Source organism: Streptomyces roseochromogenus subsp. oscitans DS 12.976, from assembly GCF_000497445.1.
GTDB lineage: Bacteria > Actinomycetota > Actinomycetes > Streptomycetales > Streptomycetaceae > Streptomyces > Streptomyces oscitans.
Genome location: NZ_CM002285.1, coordinates 8076498 through 8094694, shown reverse-complemented (window position 1 = coordinate 8094694; position 18197 = coordinate 8076498). Strand labels below are relative to the sequence as shown.

Annotated in this window: 16 protein-coding genes; 8 read left to right on the top strand and 8 right to left on the bottom strand. The window is 71.2% G+C overall.

Going from position 1 to position 18197, the window contains the following annotated elements:
* Nucleotides 1–320 precede the first annotated feature (320 nt).
* Nucleotides 321–770, top strand: coding sequence for a PTS sugar transporter subunit IIA (locus M878_RS84675; RefSeq protein WP_023552215.1), 450 nt, complete (start codon nt 321–323; stop codon nt 768–770).
* Between the two features lie 78 nt (nt 771–848).
* Nucleotides 849–2519: a phosphoenolpyruvate--protein phosphotransferase gene (gene ptsP, locus M878_RS84670; protein ID WP_031226726.1), complete on the top strand. Its 1671-nt coding sequence runs from the start codon at nt 849–851 to the stop codon at nt 2517–2519.
* Nucleotides 2520–2588: 69 nt separating this feature from the next.
* Here ptsP and M878_RS84665 read toward each other — a convergent pair whose 3' ends face one another.
* Both M878_RS84665 and M878_RS84660 read right to left on the bottom strand, forming a co-directional pair.
* Nucleotides 2589–3482, bottom strand: a complete 894-nt coding sequence (locus M878_RS84665) for a hypothetical protein (RefSeq protein WP_023552213.1) — start codon at nt 3480–3482, stop codon at nt 2589–2591.
* A gap of 367 nt (nt 3483–3849) precedes the next feature.
* Nucleotides 3850–5826, bottom strand: coding sequence for an acetoacetate--CoA ligase (locus M878_RS84660; RefSeq protein WP_023552212.1), 1977 nt, complete (start codon nt 5824–5826; stop codon nt 3850–3852).
* A gap of 215 nt (nt 5827–6041) precedes the next feature.
* On the opposite strand from M878_RS84660, the gene M878_RS84655 reads away from it, so the two are divergent.
* Nucleotides 6042–8399 carry a glycoside hydrolase family 31 protein gene (locus M878_RS84655; RefSeq protein ID WP_031226724.1) on the top strand — a complete coding sequence of 786 codons (2358 nt, stop codon included), beginning with the start codon at nt 6042–6044 and terminating at the stop codon, nt 8397–8399.
* A gap of 10 nt (nt 8400–8409) precedes the next feature.
* Here the strand turns inward: M878_RS84655 and M878_RS49625 are convergent, their stop codons facing one another.
* Both M878_RS49625 and M878_RS84650 read right to left on the bottom strand, forming a co-directional pair.
* Complete coding sequence (locus M878_RS49625) at nt 8410–8946, bottom strand: NUDIX domain-containing protein (protein ID WP_031226721.1); 537 nt, start codon at nt 8944–8946, stop codon at nt 8410–8412.
* A 46-nt stretch (nt 8947–8992) separates the two neighbouring features.
* Nucleotides 8993–9802: a M15 family metallopeptidase gene (locus tag M878_RS84650; RefSeq protein ID WP_023552209.1), complete on the bottom strand. Its 810-nt coding sequence runs from the start codon at nt 9800–9802 to the stop codon at nt 8993–8995.
* Between the two features lie 76 nt (nt 9803–9878).
* On the opposite strand from M878_RS84650, the gene M878_RS49620 reads away from it, so the two are divergent.
* The 5 genes from M878_RS49620 (at nt 9879) to glpK (ending at nt 16082) form a co-directional block, all read left to right on the top strand.
* Entirely contained in the window at nt 9879–10325 is a 447-nt protein-coding gene (locus M878_RS49620; RefSeq protein WP_031226719.1) for a Zn-ribbon domain-containing OB-fold protein, read from the top strand.
* Nucleotides 10322–11512, top strand: coding sequence for a lipid-transfer protein (locus tag M878_RS84645; protein ID WP_023552207.1), 1191 nt, complete (start codon nt 10322–10324; stop codon nt 11510–11512). Before M878_RS49620 ends, M878_RS84645 begins: the two co-directional genes overlap by 4 nt.
* Nucleotides 11513–11643: 131 nt before the next feature.
* A complete protein-coding gene (locus M878_RS84640) occupies nt 11644–13293 on the top strand; it encodes a GGDEF domain-containing protein (protein WP_023552206.1) in 1650 nt (549 codons plus the stop codon).
* A gap of 366 nt (nt 13294–13659) precedes the next feature.
* On the top strand, nt 13660–14451 hold the full coding sequence (locus M878_RS84635; protein WP_023552205.1) for an MIP/aquaporin family protein: 792 nt from the start codon (nt 13660–13662) through the stop codon (nt 14449–14451).
* Between the two features lie 110 nt (nt 14452–14561).
* On the top strand, nt 14562–16082 hold the full coding sequence (gene glpK, locus M878_RS84630) for a glycerol kinase GlpK (RefSeq protein ID WP_023552204.1): 1521 nt from the start codon (nt 14562–14564) through the stop codon (nt 16080–16082).
* 218 nt (nt 16083–16300) lie between these two features.
* Here glpK and M878_RS84625 read toward each other — a convergent pair whose 3' ends face one another.
* The 4 genes from M878_RS84625 to M878_RS99070 form a co-directional block, all read right to left on the bottom strand.
* Complete coding sequence (locus tag M878_RS84625; protein WP_023552203.1) at nt 16301–16906, bottom strand: GTP-binding protein; 606 nt, start codon at nt 16904–16906, stop codon at nt 16301–16303.
* A 203-nt stretch (nt 16907–17109) separates the two neighbouring features.
* Nucleotides 17110–17505, bottom strand: a complete 396-nt coding sequence (locus M878_RS84620; protein WP_023552202.1) for a DUF742 domain-containing protein — start codon at nt 17503–17505, stop codon at nt 17110–17112.
* 9 nt (nt 17506–17514) lie between these two features.
* Nucleotides 17515–17949 carry a roadblock/LC7 domain-containing protein gene (locus tag M878_RS84615; RefSeq protein WP_023552201.1) on the bottom strand — a complete coding sequence of 145 codons (435 nt, stop codon included), beginning with the start codon at nt 17947–17949 and terminating at the stop codon, nt 17515–17517.
* Nucleotides 17946–18197: hypothetical protein (locus tag M878_RS99070; RefSeq protein WP_209445582.1), on the bottom strand; the 252-nt coding region annotated here is incomplete at its 5' end. The genes M878_RS84615 and M878_RS99070, both read right to left, overlap by 4 nt.

Below are 18197 nucleotides of genomic sequence, written 5' to 3'. Positions count from 1 at the left end.
ATGCTTCAAACTCTATCAGGGTTTTTCCGGCTCTCTGACCACCCTCCTGCGGACATGCAGAAGCGGATCCAGAGATAGGATCTGACGAGTTTGAGTTCTGCCAGGCGAGGACGCTCTCGCGTTCCTCCGTCCCAGGCAGGAGTACGACTGTACACGGAGTCTTGAAGGCCGTGCAAATCCACGGGGGTGGTGGTCTAGACCACCAACTGGTAGCTTCTAAACGGAACCGCCACTTCATATGACATACGCTGCTGCTCAGTGTGCCGTCCGGGACAGGCAGTGACGGCCCGCAAGCAGCTCCACTCCTTGGGAGGCTTCCCATGACCACCGTGACGTCCCCTCTTGCCGGACGTGCCATCGGACTGGCCGAGGTGCCGGATCCGGTCTTCTCCGGGGCCATGGTCGGCCCGGGCACCGCGATCGACCCCGTGCGTGAGGCGTCCGAGGCCGTCGCCCCCGTGGACGGCGTCATCGTCTCCCTGCACCCGCACGCCTTCGTCGTAGTGGACGAGAGTGGGCACGGCGTGCTCACCCATCTCGGCATCGACACCGTGCAGCTCAACGGCGAGGGTTTCGAGCTGCTCGTCAACAAGGGGGACAGCGTGACGCGCGGCCAGGCCATCGTGCGCTGGAACCCCGCCGCCGTGGAGGCCGCCGGCAAGTCACCGGTCTGCCCCGTCGTCGCTCTCGAAGCCACGGCCGAGTCCCTCTCCGACCTCCGTGACAGCGGAGACGTGAAGGCCGGCGACAGCCTCTTCGCCTGGAACTGACGGCAATGCCGTCTGCGGACGGCGATCAGGACAACCATCGCGGCGGCGGGACCCGCCGCACTATCGGAGACGGGTGAGATGGAGACAACGCTGCGAGGCGTGGGCGTGAGCCATGGCGTGGCCATCGGCGAGGTTCGGCACATGGGTACGGCGGTGCTGGAGCCGCCGGCCAAGCAGATTCCCGTGGAAGAGGCCGAGCGGGAGCAGGGGCGCGTCCGCCAGGCCGTGGACGCCGTCGCCGCCGATCTGATGGCGCGCGGCAATCTGGCGGGGGGCGAGGCCCAGGCCGTGCTCGAGGCGCAGGCCATGATGGCGCAGGACCCCGAGCTGATGGCGGACGTGGACCGGCGGATCGCCGTCGGCAGCACGGCCGAGCGTGCGGTGTACGACGCCTTCGCGGCGTACCGCGAGCTGCTGGCCGCTGCCGGTGAGTACCTCGCCGGCCGGGTGGCCGACCTCGATGACGTGCGGAATCGTATCGTCGCCCGGCTGCTGGGCGTTCCTATGCCGGGTGTGCCGGACAGCGACCAGCCGTATGTGCTCGTGGCGCGGGACCTGGCTCCTGCCGACACCGCGCTGCTGGACCCGTCTCTGGTGCTCGGTTTCGTGACCGAGGAGGGCGGGCCGACCAGCCACAGCGCGATCCTGGCGCGGGCGCTGGGGGTGCCGGCGGTCGTGGCGCTGCCGGGTGCCGGTGAGCTGGCCGAGGGCACGGTGATCGCCGTCGACGGCAGCACCGGCGACATCTTCGTGAACCCGAGTGAGGCGAAGAAGGCGGAGCTGGAGGCCGCGGCCGCCGCGCGGAAGGCCGCGCTGGCCGCCTCGACCGGGCCGGGTGCGACCGCGGACGGGCACAAGGTGCCGCTGCTGGCCAACGTGGGCGGGCCGGCGGACGTACCGGCCGCGGTGGAGGCCGGGGCCGAGGGTGTCGGTCTGTTCCGTACCGAGTTCCTGTTTCTGGACGACAGCAAGAACGCTCCTTCCGAAGAGAAGCAGGTACAGGCCTACCGGCAGGTGCTGGAGGCGTTCCCCGAGGGCCGTGTGGTCGTGCGGGTGCTGGACGCCGGAGCGGACAAGCCGCTGGACTTCCTGACGCCGGCCGACGAGCCGAACCCGGCGCTCGGCGTGCGGGGTCTGCGTACGCTGCTGGACCATCCCGAGATCCTGCGGACGCAGCTGACCGCGCTGGCGAAGGCCGCCGAGGGGCTGCCCGTCTACCTCGAGGTCATGGCGCCGATGGTGGCGGACCGCAAGGACGCGAAGGCGTTCGCGGACGCCTGCCGTGAGGCGGGGCTGCAGGCGAAGTTCGGCGCGATGGTGGAGATCCCGTCGGCCGCGCTGCGGGCGCGTTCGATCCTGCAGGAGGTCGAGTTCCTGTCGCTGGGGACCAATGACCTCGCGCAGTACACGTTCGCGGCCGACCGGCAGGTGGGCGCGGTGTCCCGGCTTCAGGACCCGTGGCAGCCGGCGCTGCTGGATCTGGTCGCGCTGTCGGCGGAGTCGGCCAAGGCCGAGGGCAAGAGCTGTGGTGTGTGCGGTGAGGCCGCGTCCGACCCGCTGCTGGCCTGTGTGCTGACCGGTCTGGGTGTCACCTCCCTGTCCATGGGTTCGGCGTCGATTCCTTATGTCCGGGCGACGCTGGCGAAGTACACGCTGGCGCAGTGCGAGCGGGCCGCGGCGGCCGCGCGTGCCGCGGAGAGCGCCGAGGAGGCGCGCAGCGCGGCTCAGGCGGTGCTCTCCGGCGAGTAGCCGTGCCGGTGCGTCCGGTGTGCCGGGTTCAGGGGCGTCCCGCCTTCGGGTGGGGCGCCCCTGGCGCGTTCAGTGGCGGTGGCCCGGTGCTGTGTTCTCCTCTCCGAGGTCGGGAGGTTCGCAGTAGTCGACGCCGGATTCCGGGGAGATGAGGTCTCCGGATTCGACGTCGGTGCAGTAAGCGTCGAACACCTCCGAGGCGGTGAGGGGTTCGAGGGTGCCGGCGCGCAGTCGCCAGCCGTAGACGCGGTCGGTGGTGCCCGGGGCGCTGGTGCGCAGGACGAGCCCACCGGGGCTGCGGGTCGCGAGGCCAAGGGCGAGGACGCTGGTGAATTCCAGGGCTTCGGCCTCGTCGAGGCGGGTGTCGCCGTGGCTGTCCTGGTCACCGTGCAGGACGGAGACGACGGTGTCCGGTGGTCCGGAGACACTGCACACGAGGTGCCGGTCGCCCGGTGGTGCGGTGTCGAGGATGCGGACGACGAGATCGGAGGCGCGGGTGAAGCCCGCCCTGCCGATGTCCTCGCCGCAGGTGGGGCAGGGGCCGAGGCGGGAAAGCAGGGTGGTCGCGTACTCCCATGTGGCCTGTCGTACGGCTTCGTCCACGAGGGCCGGTACGAGGGTGGCGAGGGGTCGGCCGTCGTAGGGGATCGTGGGGCCCGTGGCCGCGAGTTCGGCGGTGAACCGGGTCCGGCTGGCCGGGGCTTCCGGGTCGAGGCCGGCTTGCGCGCAGTAGTCGGCGTAGTCCTCGGGGTCGAAGAGGGCGAGTGTGGTGTGGGTGCCCTGGGCGGCTCGGGTCTTGAGGACGGACTCGACCTGTTGGAGGTAGGTCGCGTGGTCGTCGAAGGTGAAGCTGCGGTAGCGCCGCATGGCGCGGAAGTCGTGTTCGTCGGTGAGCAGGCCGATGGTGCCGGCGATCTCGCGACGCAGGACGCGTCGCAGGGTCTGGTGGTCGGTGTGCGCCATGTTTCCCCCAAAGTGCGCAGTCGATCAATGCTCACTCACCGTAACCGGCGGCACTGACAACGGACTCCGCCGGCGGCGGTCGCGGACCAGGCGGTGCTGGAGTACGCAGGTCGCGGCGGGTGGTGGCGCCGGAGACGGTCGGGGGCGGTTTGAACCTGTGGGTGCCCGTGCGCGACGAGCCGGGCGTGGTGCATGGCTACGGTCGAGCGGCTGCCGGGGCGCGGCAGGGGCGGGGTTCCGTCTGTCCTGCGGGCCGGGCGTGCGGATCACCGTCGCCGGGTTGGAGCCGGCCGTTGGTGGGCGGCCGGCCTCGGGCTTCGCTGCCGTGCTGGGCGAGTCCGAGGCCGGCTATGGGGTGCCCGTGGGGTCAGGCGCGCTTGCGGGCGAGTTCCTCGTAGAAGTCGAGCAGGGCGAGGTTGTCGATGGAGCCGGGGTTGACCGCCTTCTCCAGGGGCGTGCCCTGCAGGAGGCGCTTGACGGGGACCTCGATGCGCTTGCCGGTGAGGGTGTGCGGGATGCCGGGCACCTCGATGATCTCGTCGGGTACGTGGCGTGGCGAGAGCTGTTCACGGATGGTCTGCTTGATGCGGTTCAGGAGTGCCTCGTCGAGCACGGCGCCCGGCGCGAGGTGCACGAACAGCGGCATCCAGTAGCCGCCGTCGGGCTGTTCGATGCCGATGACGAGGGATTCCCTGATCTCGGGCAGGCGCTCGACGACCTCGTAGATGTCGGCCGAGCCCATGCGCACGCCCTGCCGGTTGAGGGTGGAGTCGGAGCGGCCGTGGATGATCACGGTGCCGCGTGAGGTGAGGGTGATCCAGTCGCCGTGCCGCCAGACACCGGGGTAGGTGTCGAAGTAGCTGTCGTGGTAGCGACTGCCGTCGGGGTCGTTCCAGAAGCGGATCGGCATGGAGGGCATGGGGTTGGTGACGACGAGCTCGCCGACCTCGTCGATGACCGGGTTGCCGTTCGGGTCCCAGGCCTGCAGGTCGGTGCCGAGTCCGGGTGCCTGGAGTTCGCCGGTGTAGACGGGGAGCGTCGGTACGCCGCCGGCGAAGCAGGAGCAGACGTCGGTGCCGCCGCTGACGGAGGCGATCCACAGGTCGGCCCCGCTCTGCGCGAACTCGTCGTGCAGCCAGCGGAAGCCGTCGGGCGGCAGCGGTGAGCCGGTGGTGGCGACGCACTTCACCGTGGACAGGTCGAAGTCGCGCGCCGGGTGGACACCGGCCTTGCGGCAAGCCATGACGTAGGCGGCGGAGGTGCCGAAGAGGGTGGCTGCGGTGCACTCGGCGATCCGCCACTGGGCGCCGGTGTCCGGGTAGCCGGGGCTGCCGTCGTAGAGGACGATCGTCGTGCCCGTGAGCAAGCCGGAGACGAGGAAGTTCCACATCATCCAGCCGGTCGAGGTGTACCAGAAGAAACGATCCTCAGGGCCGAGGTCGCAATGCAGGCCGAGCTGTTTGAGGTGTTCGACCAGGATGCCGCCCTGGGACTGGACGATGGCCTTGGGCAGGCCGGTCGTGCCGGAGGAGTACAGCACCCACAGCGGGTGGTCGAAGGGCACCTGCTCGAAGACGGGCTCGGTGTCCCCCGCCGTCAGCGCCGACCACTCCAGGGCACCTTCCGGGGCGTCGGTGCCGAGCAGCGGGATGTGGACGACGGCGCGCACGGTGGGCAGCTCACGGCGCAGCTCGGCGACGATCTCGCGGCGGTCGTGCTCCTTGCCGCCGTAGCGGTAGCCGTCGACGGTGAACAGGACGACGGGTTCGACCTGCTGGAAGCGGTCGAGGACGCTGCGGGCGCCGAAGTCGGGGGCGCAGGAGGTCCATACGGCGCCTACGGCGGCCGTGGCGAGCAGGGCGACGACGGACTGGGGGATGTTGGGCAGGTAGCCGCTGACACGGTCGCCGGGGCGGACGCCGAGGGCGCGGAGTCCGGCCGCGAGGGAGCCGACCTGGCGGCGCAGGTCGGCCCAGGTCACCGGGCGGGGTTCGTGGGTCTCGTCGACGTACAGGAGGGCGGGTCGGTCCGCGCGGTCGGCCGCGGTGCGCAGGGCGTGTTCGGCGTAGTTGAGGGTGGCTCCGGGGAACCACTGGGCGCCCGGCATCGAGCGGTCGCCGAGCACGCGCGCGTAGGGCGTCGAGAACCGTACGTCGAAGTACTCCGTGACGGCTTCCCAGAAGGTCTCCAGGTGGTCGACGGACCACTGGTGCAGGGCGGGGTAGCCGCCCTCGGCCGGGGCGCCGTGGTGTTCGGCGGCCCACGCCTGGAACTGGGTGATGCGGGCCTGGGCGATCCGCTCGGGATCGGGCTGCCAGAGCGGCTGGGGGTTCGCGGTCGACATGGGGGCGGCTCCCGGGCTGTGCGCGTCGTGGGCGTCGGTCCGCGCACGGGCTGGGGTGTGCGCGTGACGCGGCTGACAGGGACGATGCCATGTGATCGACTTCTACACCAGGGCGCGCCCCACATAGTCCGTGTCGTGAAGATGTGGTCCCGGCACGGGTGAACGGCAGTTGAACGACACGCACGCGTGGGGCGCTCAGTGGCAGGGTGAGCAGCATGGACGGTCGTGACCTGGTGCGTTCGGTGAGTGTGGTGGGTTCGGGGAGGGCGGCTCGGGGGTTGCGTACCGTACGGGCAGCGTGGCGCAGGCGGCGGATCGACGCTGCCGGGTTGCCGCGGCGGGGCGCCGAGCGTGCGCGGGTTCCGGGTCAGGTGCAGGGCGCGGAGCCGGGGCCGGGTGGCGGGCTGATCCGGTTCGGCCGGTCCGAGCTGCGGATCACGGTCGCGGTGAACGGGGCGGTGTTCTGGGGGTGGGACGGGGCGGGCCCCCAGCCGTCGTACGCGCTGGGGGAGAGCCCGGAGCCGGATCCGCGGGCTGTGCTGGAGCCGGACAAGGACGGTGGCTGGCGGGTGGTCGCCGAGCGGGCCACGGTCACCGTCTCGCGGCACGGCGCGGTGGAGGTGTGCACGCCCGGCGGTGTGACCCTGCGCCGCGATCTTCCGCCGCGCTGGTGGGAGCCGGTCGGCGGGGGCACGGCACGGTGGATGCAGCGCTCGGAGGTGGCGGCCGACGCCCGCTTCTTCGGTCTGGGCGGCCGGGCGTCCGGGCCCCGGCTGCGGGACGGCACGTACCGGCTGTGGAACACCGATCCCGGCCGGGCGTTCGGCCCCGGCGACGATCCGCTGTATCTGACGATGCCGGTGCAGCTCGTGGTGGCCGATGCCGGCACGCATCTTGTGTTCCACGACACCACGTGGGACGGCACGGTGGTGCTGCGGGAGGGCGAGGAGGGCGCCGGGTCCGGGCACGACCGCGCGGGGCGCTGCGAGGTACGGATGGACGGCGGTCCGCTGCGCTGCTGGGTGATGGTGGGCACCCCCGCGCGCGTGCTGCACACCTGGGCCTCGCTGACGGGTGCGCCCGCGCTGCCGCCCGCGTGGGCGCTGGGGCACCATCACGCGCGGTGGGGCTTCGGCAGCGAGCAGGAGATGCGCCGGATCGTCGCGGGCTACCAGCGGCACGGGCTGCCGCTGGACGCCGTGCACCTGGACATCGACCACTACGACGACCACCAGGTGTTCACGGTCGACCGGGAGCGTTTTCCGGAACTGCCCCAACTCGCCGAGGAGCTGCGGCGGGACGGGATCCGGCTGGTGTCGATCGTCGATCCGGCGGTGAAGGCGACGCCGGGCAACGCCGTGTACGACAGCGGTACGGCCGTGGACGCGTTCGTGCGGGACCCCTCCGGGCGCACGGTGCGCGGTGTGGTGTGGGCCGGCGAGTCGGCCTTCCCGGACTTCACGCACGCGGGCGTGCGCAAGTGGTGGGGCGGGCTGTACGAGGAGCGGCTGGGGCAGGGCTTCGCGGGGTTCTGGCACGACATGAATGAGCCGACGTCGTTCAACGCCTTCGGCGAGCCGACCCTGCCGCGTTCGGCCCGGCACGCCCTGGAGGGACGCGGGGGCGATCACCGGGAAGCACACAACGTGTATGCGCTGTGTATGGCCCGGGCGGGCTACGAAGCGCTGCGCGAGCTGGCGCCCGAGCGGCGGCCGTTCCTGTTCTCGCGCTCCGGCTGGGCGGGGCTGCAGCGGTACGGGGGCACGTGGTCCGGGGACGTGGCGACGGGCTGGCCGGGGCTGCGGGCGTCCCTGGCGCTGGTGCTGGGGCTCGGACTGTGCGGGGTGCCGTACTCGGGCCCGGACGTGGGCGGTTTCGACGGCAGCCCCTCACCGGAGCTGTATCTGAGGTGGTTCCAGCTCGGCGCGTATCTGCCGCTGTTCCGCACCCATGCGAGTCTGCGGGCGGGGCGCCGGGAGCCCTGGGAGTTCGGTGCCGAGGTGCTGGAGCACGCGCGCGTGGCGCTGCTGGAACGGCGGCGGCTGCTGCCGTACTTCATGACGCTGGCGCATCTGGCCCGGCGCACCGGCGCGCCCTATGTGCGGCCGGTGTGGTGGGGGGCCCCGGAGGACCGGGCGCTGCGGGACTGCGAGGACACGTTTCTGCTCGGGGACGGTCTGCTGGTGGCTCCGGTGCTGGCCCCGGGTGCCGACCGGCGTGCGGTGCAGCTGCCGCGCGGGCGCTGGTACGACACGGTGACGGAGGAGGCGTACGAGGGGCCGGCACAGGTGCTCGTCGACGCGCCGCTGTCGCGGATACCGGTGTTCGCGCGCGCGGGTGCGGTCATTCCCGTGCGCGGTGCCGACGGCGGCCTCGAACTGGAGGTGTGGGCACCCGCGCGCGGCCGGACCGGGGGCGGTCTGGTCGTGCCGGACGCGGGCGACGGGTGGGACGAACCGGAGATCGAACGTTACGTCGCCCGCCGGCAGGGCCGTGGGGTGGTGGTCACCCGGGTGCGGGAGAACGGCTCCGCCGCGCCGACCCACCCGGTGCGGGTACGGGGGCTGGACTGAGCCGCGCGGCTCAGACGTAACGACCCTCGAACCAGGCCCGTACGGCCACGGTGTGCAGCGGGAAGGCGAGTTCCTCGGGCCTGCGCAGCAGCCGCCAGCCCTCGGTCTCGTCCGTGGGGCCGGCGGGCGGGAGTCCCTCCACCGGGCGCTCCGGGAGGAGTCCGAACAGCAGCAGATGCCCGTCGGGCGAGCTCATGGCGTCCACGAGCCGTACGTCGCGCGCTGCCGCGTCGATGCCGGTCTCCTCCTTGAGCTCGCGTACGACGGCCTGTTTCCAGTCTTCGCGGTCGTCGATGTAGCCGCCGGGAAGGGCGGTGCCTCCGCGCGCGGGGGCGATGGTGCGGGTGATGACGACCAGGGCGGTGCCCTTGGTGTCGTACACGGGCTGGAGCGCGATCGCGACCGGCAGCGGATTGCGGTAGGCGACGGCCCCGCAGGAGGGGCAGGTGCGCGGCCAGCCGGAAACGCCTTCCCCATAGGGCGCTCCGCAACTCGAACAGTGCGAGTCCGGTGCGGAGTTGACAGTTGAGTGCTGAGTTTCGGACACGCGCGGACTGTATCCGATCGAAAGAGGACCCTCTTCCATAGGCTGCTCAGTCGCCCTTGATGAGCGACCTACAGGACACGGGGAAGTCGAAATAGGTGTCCGGATACGGCTCCGGCTCGTAGGTGTAGTGCCACCACTCCTCGGCGAGGTTCACGAATCCGGCGCCCTCCATGGTGTTCTTGAGCAGCAGGCGGTTGGCGCGCTGCTCGCCCTGGATGCGCGGGTCGAGGGTGTGCGCGAGGGTGTCGAAGCAGTCGAATCCGGTACCCATGTCGACGGAGTTGTCGGGGAACCGCTCGTCTTTGGGCGCGAAGCACGGCACGAGCGGCTGTCCCGGGTGGTACGGCCGGGTCGGCCTCGCGGGGAGCTTCACGATCGTCAGGTCCATGGTCGAGCCGCGGCTGTGGCCGGACTTCTCGGCGATGTAACCGTCCTCGAACAGCCGGGTCTTGTCGACGTTCGGGTAGAACTCGCTCTTCGTCGCCTGATCATCGAGATCCTTGGCCCAACGGACAAAGTGGTTCACGGCCCGCTGCGGCCGGTAGCAGTCGTAGACCTTGAGGGTGTAGCCCCTGCGCAGCAGTGCGCGCTGCGCCGTGTGAAGGGCTTCGGCGGCGGGGCGGGTGAGGATGCAGATCGGCTGGTCGTAGCCGTCGATGCGCCGGCCGACGAAGTTGTGCGGGGTGAAGTAGCGGATCTCCTGGATGATCGTCGGGTCCACGGTTCTCAGGGCGACGAAGTCCTTCGGCGCCCTGGGTTCGGGCTTCGCCTGGGCGGTGGCGGAGGCGGCGGTCACGGCCAGCACGGCGGCGAGGGTGGTGACGAGACCGCGGACTGCACGAGTGAGTCGTGTCATGTCTCCGCCCTGCCCATTTCCGGATACCCATGACACACTTCTGACGATCCGTCAGATCTCACGACAGGGAGGGGCTTTGTCTCGGAGAGGTACACCTGCGGCCGCCGGCTGGTTCGTCGGTGACGGGGTCGGCTTCCGGCTCCTGGGCACCCGCTGCTCGTCCTGCACCACGGTGTTCTTCCCGCGCGAGGACGCCCACTGTCGCAATCCGTATTGCACCGGCGGCTCCCTGGAGGAAGTTCCCCTGTCGCGAAAGGGGCACATCTGGTCGTACACGGACAGTCGCTATCGTCCGCCGTCACCCTATGTGAGTAATCCGGAACTTCCGTGGGAGCCGTACGCGTTGATCGCGGTGGAGCTGGCAGCCGAGCGGCTCGTGGTGCTCGGACAGGCGGCTCCCGGGGTGACCGTCGCCGATCTGACGGTGGGCATGGAGGTGGAGGTCGTCCCCGGAGTGCTCCACGAGGACGCGGAGACGACCTGGACGACCTGGCACTGGCGGCCGACGGGGGTGAGGGCATGACGAGGGACGTGGCGGTGCTCGGCGCGGGCATGCACCCATGGGGCAAATGGGGGCGCTCCTTCGTGGAGTACGGGACGGCAGCGGCCCGCGAGGCGCTCGCTGACGCCGGGCTCGACTGGCGGGACATCGGCTCGATCGTGGGCGCGGACACGGTGCGTGGCGGATATCCCGGGTATGTGGCGGGAGCCACGTTCGCCAAGGCCTTGGGCTGGCAGGGGGCCAGGGTGGCGAGTGTGTACGCGGCGTGCGCTTCCGGGGCACAGGCGATAGCCGCGGCACGGGCGCAGATACTGGCCGGGCTCGCGGACGTCGCCCTCGTGGTGGGGGCGGACGCGGCACCCAAGGGCTTCTTCCGGCCGGCGGGCGGGGAGCGTCCGGATGATCCGGACTGGCTCCGCTTCCGGCTGCTGGGCGCGACGAATCCGACGTACTTCGGGCTGTACGCGCGGCGGCGGATGGCGGTGCATGGGGACACCCCGGAGGACTTCGCGCTGGTCAAGGTGAAGAACGCCGCGATGGGCGCGCTCAACCCGTACGCCCGCTACCGCAAGCGGGTCACCGCCGAGGAGGTCGCCGCCTCCGCGGTGGTCGCCGATCCGCTGCGGCTGCTGGACATCTGCGCCACCTCGGACGGCGGCGCGGCCCTGGTGCTCTCCAGCATGGACTTCGCGCGGCGGCACGGAGTCGCCCGGCCAGTGCGGATCCGGGCGGTGTCGACGGTGACCCCGCGCTTCCCGAACACGGTGCTGGACCTGCCGGACATCGCCACGGACTCCGCAGCCACCGCGGAGGTCGCGGGTGAGACCTTCCGGGCGTCCATCGCCCGAGCGGCCTACGAGGAGGCCGGCGTCGGCCCGGAGGACCTGTCCCTGGCCGAGGTCTACGACCTGTCCACCGCGCTGGAGTTGCAGTGGTACGAGGATCTGGGACTGTGCGGCGAGGGCGAGGGGGCGAAGCTGCTGCGGGAGGGGGCTACGGCGCCGGGCGGCCGTACACCCGTCAACGCAAGTGGCGGGCTGGCCTCGTTCGGGGAGGCGGTGCCGGCGCAGGCCATCGCCCAGGTGTGCGAGCTGACCTGGCAGTTGAGAGGCGCGGCGGGCGACCGCCAGATCGCCGACGCGCGCGTGGGGATCTCCGCCAACCAGGGGCTGTTCGGGCATGGATCGTCGGTGGTGGCGGTGCGGTGACGGAGAGAGGAGAGCATGGTGTGACAGCAGGGGCCGCTGAGGTCGTCCACGCTGTGTGACCACCCCGGAATCCTGCGTGAACGTCTTATGAACTGGCCTTGGGCGCCTCTGGGCGGCGCAATCATGCTCCCGTGCACTCCTGGACGGACACTCTCCGCTTCGCCTTCCAGCCAGTGGTCAACCTGAGGACGGGCGCGGTCACCGCACTGGAGACGCTGGCCCGCCCGGAGACCGGTGACATCCTGGCCGAGGCCCGCAGGGACCCCGAACTCGACGGAAAGCTCACGGTGTTGGCACTCCATGCGGTGACACGCAAGGAGACCCTGCTGCCGCTGCACCTCAACGTGTTCGCGGCCACGCTCGCCGACCTCGGTGGCCTCAGGCCGCTGCACAACGCCGTGCGGGCAGCCGGGCGCATGCCCTGGGAGGTGACGCTGGACATCGTCCCGCCGTACACGCACGTGCCGCAGCGGGCCCTGCTGGAGGCGGTGGCCGCGCTGCGCGAGCAGGGGTTCCGGATCAGCGCGGATGGCATCGGGGACGGCGACGTACCGCTGCGGCTGCTCACCGATCTCTCCCCCGACCTGGTCAAGCTCGACGCCTCTCTGCTGTCCCGGCCGGCCGCGGTGCGGGCGATGCGGACCCTGTGCGAGGAGCTGGGGGCCCTGGTCGCGGTGGAGGGAGTGGAGACCGAACTGCAGTACACGGCGGCGCTGTCCGCCGGGGCGCAGCTGGCCCAGGGCGAGTTGTTCGCGCCGCCGGCCCGGATTCCCGCCGCGGACGTATACGTTCCGCCCCGCTCCCCCGGCGCGGTCGCGGTGCCCCGGTCCGGGCCGTCGGTGCGGGAGTTCGTGCGTCCGGCCGCCGTACTGCCGGTGACCGCCTCGGCGGGGCAGGTGCGGGCGCTGCTGACCGGATCCCCGGACGTGTCCGGTGTACTGCTGGTGGACCAGGCCGGCAGGCCCGTGCGGTCGGTGCACCGCTCGCGCTTCCTGCTGTCGATGTCCGGCCGGTACGGGCACGCCCTGTACGCCGACCGGCCGGCCTTCAAGCTGGGGGACGCGCCCCGCACGGTCGGCGTCGACGCGACCGCCTGGGAGGTGCTGGACGTCGTCGCGATCGGCGGCCGGGACCGGACCTCCGACGATGTCGCGGTGGTCGACCGGCACGGGCGCTGCGTGGGCGTCGTACGGCTCGCGGACCTGGTGCGGGCGCTGGCCGAGAGCCGGGTCGAGGAGGCGGCCGGGCTCAATCCGCTGACCCGGCTGCCCGGTTCGGACACGATCACGAGCGAGGTGGACCGGTGGATCGCGGACGGCCGGACCTTCGCGCTCAGCTGGCTGGACATCGATCACTTCAAACAGGTCAACGACGGTGCCGGGTTCGCCGCCGGCGACGAGCTGATCCGGTCGGTGGGGCGAGCGCTGCAGCAGGCGGTCTCGGGGCACGCGCGCGTGGGGCACATCGGCGGGGACGACTTCCTGGTGCTGGCCGAGGAGGAGGCGCTCGGTCCGCTGGTCGGCGCCGTGCTCGACGCGCCGTGGACGGCGGCGGACCGGCCGGTCACGCTCTCCCTCGCGACCGTCGTGTGCGCGCCGGGAAGCGTGGGCGACCACCGCCAGGCCGCCGCCCAGCTCGCTCCGCTGAAACAGGCGGCCAAGGCGCTGCGCGGGGCGAGCTGGGTGCTCGGGCGCGCCGGGCTGCCCGGTCACGAGGTCCGGCGCGGCCCGGGGGCGGCGCCGGCGCAGGCCGGATACGCGGCCGCCGAGCCAGGGTGGTGAACGTTCTTCCTGCACACGGCCGTTAAGGCCCCGCTACGCGTCCGTTGAGGCCCCTCGGCAGTGGGCGGGGTCGCCGGGCAGGTCGCTGTCACCGCCGCCGTCGGCAACCTTGACGGCCCCGGGACACCGGTGAACACTTCCCGGTGTCAGCCGACATCGCCGTACATTCTCGGTGTTATCAGGCACAGCGCCATGGGTCTGTCCTGCTCCACGGCCGTCCCCCTGGCGATACGGCTGCGACGGCACGCTCGTCACGGACGCCGGGCGGGGCGCGGGGCTCCCTGCCTTCGGCTGACGTCGCCAAGGGAACCTTCCTGCACGGAGAGCCGGGGCCGAGCGCCCCCGACCGGCGTCAAGGGAGCCGCTATGAGCAACGGACACATCTTCGTCGGCGAGGTCATCGGCACCGCGATCCTGATCCTTTTCGGTGCCGGTGTCTGCGCCGCCGTCACTCTCAGACACTCCAAGGCGCGAGCATCGGGCTGGGTCGTCATCGCGTTCGGCTGGGGCTTCGGCGTTCTGGCGGGCGCGTACACCGCGGCGCCCCTCTCCGGTGGCCAGCTCAATCCCGCGGTCACCATCGGCATAGCCGTGGACACCGGCAACTGGGACAAGGTCTGGGTCTATCTGCTGGGCGAGATGGTCGGCGCGATGCTGGGCGCGGTTCTCGCCTACCTGGTGTACTTCGCGCAGTTCCAGGCCAACGTGCGCAGGGCGGGCACGGGCGAGTACACGCAGGGTGCGAGCGAGAACAACGCGGGCGCGAGCGGGGACACCGACGACGTGCCGCTGCCGACCCTCGGCATCTTCTCCACCATCCCGGAGATCCGGAACCCGGTCGCCAACCTCATCACCGAGGTCATCGCGACGATGGCCCTGGTCCTGCCCATCCTCGCCTTCGGGCAGACGAAGGGGCTCGGCGAGTCCGGCACCACGGTGCTGGTCGTCTCGCTGCTCGTCGTCGGTATCGGCCTCTCCCTCGGCGGCCCCACCGGCTACGCCATCAACCCGGCGCGTGACCTCGGCCCGCGCATCGTGCACACCTTCCTGCCGATACCGAACAAGGGCACGTCCGACTGGGGTTACGCCTGGATCCCGGTGGTCGGCCCGCTGATCGGCGGGGCGCTCGCGGGCCTCGTCCACAACGCGGCCTTCTGACCCGGCCACCGCGACGCGGCCTGCCGAGCCGACGTCCCCGCAGCCTTCTGCCCGCCGACCACGACGCGGCCCTCTGACCCAGCGACCCGACCCACGACCCAGGGACAGCCATGACGGACACCGCCGAGAAGTACGTCGCCGCCATCGACCAGGGCACCACGTCCAGCCGCTGCATCGTCTTCGACCACAGCGGCGCGATCGTCGCCGTCGACCAGCGCGAACACCGCCAGATCTTCCCCAAACCGGGCTGGGTGGAGCACGACGCGACCGAGATCTGGTCCAAGGTGCAGGCCGTGGTGGCCGGCGCACTGGCCAAGGCCGGGCTGCGCGCCGACCAGCTCAGCGCACTCGGCATCACCAACCAACGGGAGACGACGGTCCTGTGGGATCGTGCCACGGGCAAGCCCGTGCACAACGCGATCGTCTGGCAGGACACCCGTACCTCCGCGCTGTGCGACGAACTGGGCGGTGCGCACGGCCAGGACCGTTTCCGCGAGCAGACCGGGCTGCCGCTCGCCAGCTACTTCTCCGGGCCCAAGGCGGCCTGGCTGCTGGACCATGTGCCGGGCCTGCGCGAGCGGGCCGAACGCGGCGAGATCGCCTTCGGGACCATCGACTCCTGGCTGATCTGGAACCTCACCGGTGGCCCCGACGGCGGCCGGCACGTCACCGACGTCACCAACGCCGGCCGCACCATGCTGATGAACCTGGAGACCCTCCAGTGGGATCCGGCCATCCTGTCGGCCATGAACGTGCCCCGGGCGGTCCTGCCCGAGATCAGGTCCTCCGCCGAGGTGTACGGTACGGCGGTCGGCCAACTCGCCGGTGTACCCGTGGCCTCCGCACTGGGCGACCAGCAGGCCGCCGTCTTCGGGCAGGCCTGCTACGACGTGGGCACCGCGAAGAACACGTACGGCACTGGCAGTTTCCTGCTGCTGAACACCGGCAGCCGGCCGGTGCCGTCCAAGAACGGGCTGCTGACGACGATGGGCTACCAGATCGGCGCGGAGGCGCCGGTGTACTGCCTGGAGGGGTCCATAGCGATAACGGGCGCGCTGGTCCAGTGGTTCCGCGACCAGCTCGGCATCATCCGCACCGCCGACGAGATCGAGACACTGGCGGCGAGCGTCGAGGACAACGGCGGCGCCTACATCGTGCCCGCGTTCTCGGGCCTGTTCGCGCCCTACTGGCGCTCCGACGCGCGCGGTGTGGTCACCGGCCTCACCCGGTACGTCACGAAGGCCCATCTCGCCCGTGCGGTGCTGGAAGCGACGAGCTGGCAGACCCGTGAGGTCGTGGACGCCATGTATCAGGACTCCGGTGTCCGGATCTCCACGTTGAAGGTCGACGGCGGTATGACCAAGAACAACCTGCTCATGCAGCACCAGGCGGACGTCCTCGGCGTGCCGGTGGTCCGGCCCCGGGTGTCGGAGACGACCTGTCTGGGCGCCGCCTATGCGGCCGGTCTGGCGACAGGGGTGTGGAACGACCTGGACGAGCTGAAGTCCCACTGGCAGCGGGACGCGGAGTGGACACCGGCGATGGAGTCGTCGGTACGCGACCGCGAGTACCGCAACTGGCGCAAGGCCGTGGAGAAGAGCTTCGGGTGGCTGGAGGAGGACGGCGCGTAGAAGGAGTACGTAGAAGTAGAAGAAGTACGTAGAAGGAGTACGACGCATAGCGGAGCCCGCCGCACGCGCGCGTGGAGTGCTCCTCACCGGACCACGGCCCGTACCCCGGTCGGCGGGGGTACGGGCCGTGCCCGTCGGTCAGCGGGAGGGGCGTGCCTCGTCGGTCTGCCGCGGGGCCTGTACCTCGTGGGTCAGCCGAGGGGGCCGTGCCTCGTGGGTCAGCTGAGGGCGGCCTCGCGGCGGTCCGTCGCGTGGTCCATCGCATGCTGGACCACTCCGATGAGCACCTCCTTGACCGACTGCCGGTCACGCGCGTCGCAGAGCAGTACAGGAACGTCGTCGTCCAGGTCGAGGGCCTGCCGTACGGCCTCGATCGGGTAACGGGCCGCTCCCTCGAAGCAGTTGACGCAGACGAGGAAGGGCAGGGAACGCCGCTCGAAGTAGTCGACGGCGGCGAAGCAGTCCTCCAGCCGGCGGGTGTCGGCGAGGACGACGGCGCCGAGCGCGCCCTCGGACAGCTCGTCCCACATGAACCAGAACCGTTCCTGTCCGGGCGTGCCGAAGAGGTACAGCACCAGGTCCTCGCGCAGGGTGATCCGGCCGAAGTCCATGGCCACGGTGGTGGTGTGCTTGGCCTCCACACCGCTGGTGTCGTCGACCGGGCGTCCGGCCTCGGAGAGCACCTCCTCGGTGCGCAGCGGCCGGATCTCGCTGACCGCTCCGACGAGGGTCGTCTTGCCCACGCCGAAGCCGCCCGCCACCAGGATCTTGAGCGTGACGGGCTCGACCGGGGGCTTGCCGCGCTCAGAACGCCCGAAGATCATCGGTCTCTTCTCCTGCTTGATGGGGGTCGGGCGACGGCCGACCGTGGCCGCCGCCGGGGGTTTCGATGCCGCGTACCGCCGCAGGACCGCAGCTCGTGACCGAGGCGGGTGACGGTACGGACGGCCTGCCCCGGGACGAAGTCCGCCGTGCCGCCGGGGCAGTGGCCGTGTGCTGTCATGTCGGTGCTCCGTTCCCGCGCCCGTCACAGCGCCCGGAGGCCGTTGATGACGTCGCGCAGAATACTCTCGTCCGGCAGTTCGGCCGGGGGCACCGGACGCGTGACATGGACCAGTTCCGCGTGCACGAGGTCGCCGATCAGGACCCGCACCACGCCGATCGGCAGGGCGAGTTCGGCGGCGAGTTCGGCGACCGACTGCGGCGCGTCGCGGCAGAGCCCGACGATCTCCACGTGTTCGGGCGACAGCGTCGGATCCGTCTCCCGATCGTCCACGTCCGGTTCCGTGACGACCACCGCGATCACGTCGAGCCGGTGCTGGGCCGGGCTCGTGGTGCGGCCGCGCGTCATGGCGTACGGACGGACGACCGGTCCGGCTTCGTCGTCGAACCAGTGGTTTCTTCCCTGACCGTCTGTGCTCATGTCATCCCACTACCCGCCTGCGGGCAGATCGGTGCGCGGGGCGGTGCCCAGATGCACACCGACCCGCTTGACCAGGAGCGTCATCTCGTAGGCGACCTGTCCGACGTCGGAGTCGGCGTCGGAGAGGACCGCGAGGCAGCTGCCGTCCCCGGCGGCGGTGACGAACAGGAAGGCATCGTCCAGCTCGACCACCGTCTGCCGTACGCTGCCCGCTTCGAAGTGGCGGCCGACGCCCTTGGCGAGGCTGTGGAAGCCGGACGCGACAGCGGCCAGATGCTCGCTGTCCTCCCTGGTCAGGTCCTTGGACACACCCGTGGGCAGGCCGTCGCCGGACAGCACGACGGCCTTGCGGATGCTGGCGACCCGGTCGACCAGATCGTCCAGGAGCCAGTTCAGCTCCCCCTTGTTCGTCTCCGAGTGGTCGGTCGCCTTCGGTGCGGTCATCGACCGTCCCCCTTAGTCGTTCCTCGTGCTGTGGTGTTCTGGGTGCCGTCGCCCGCGGCGTTCTCCTCGCGGCCGCGCTGCCAGCCGCGCTGGAGCGAGGCCATTCTGCTGCGGACCTCATCGGCGTCGCGGTCGGCGGGTCGCGTCGCGCGTTCGGCCGGCCGCGCGGTGTCCTGCTTGAGCTGCGGGGCCAGGCTGGCCTGCCGTACCCGCCGGGGTAGGGGGCCGGCAGCCGGCTCTGTCTCGCC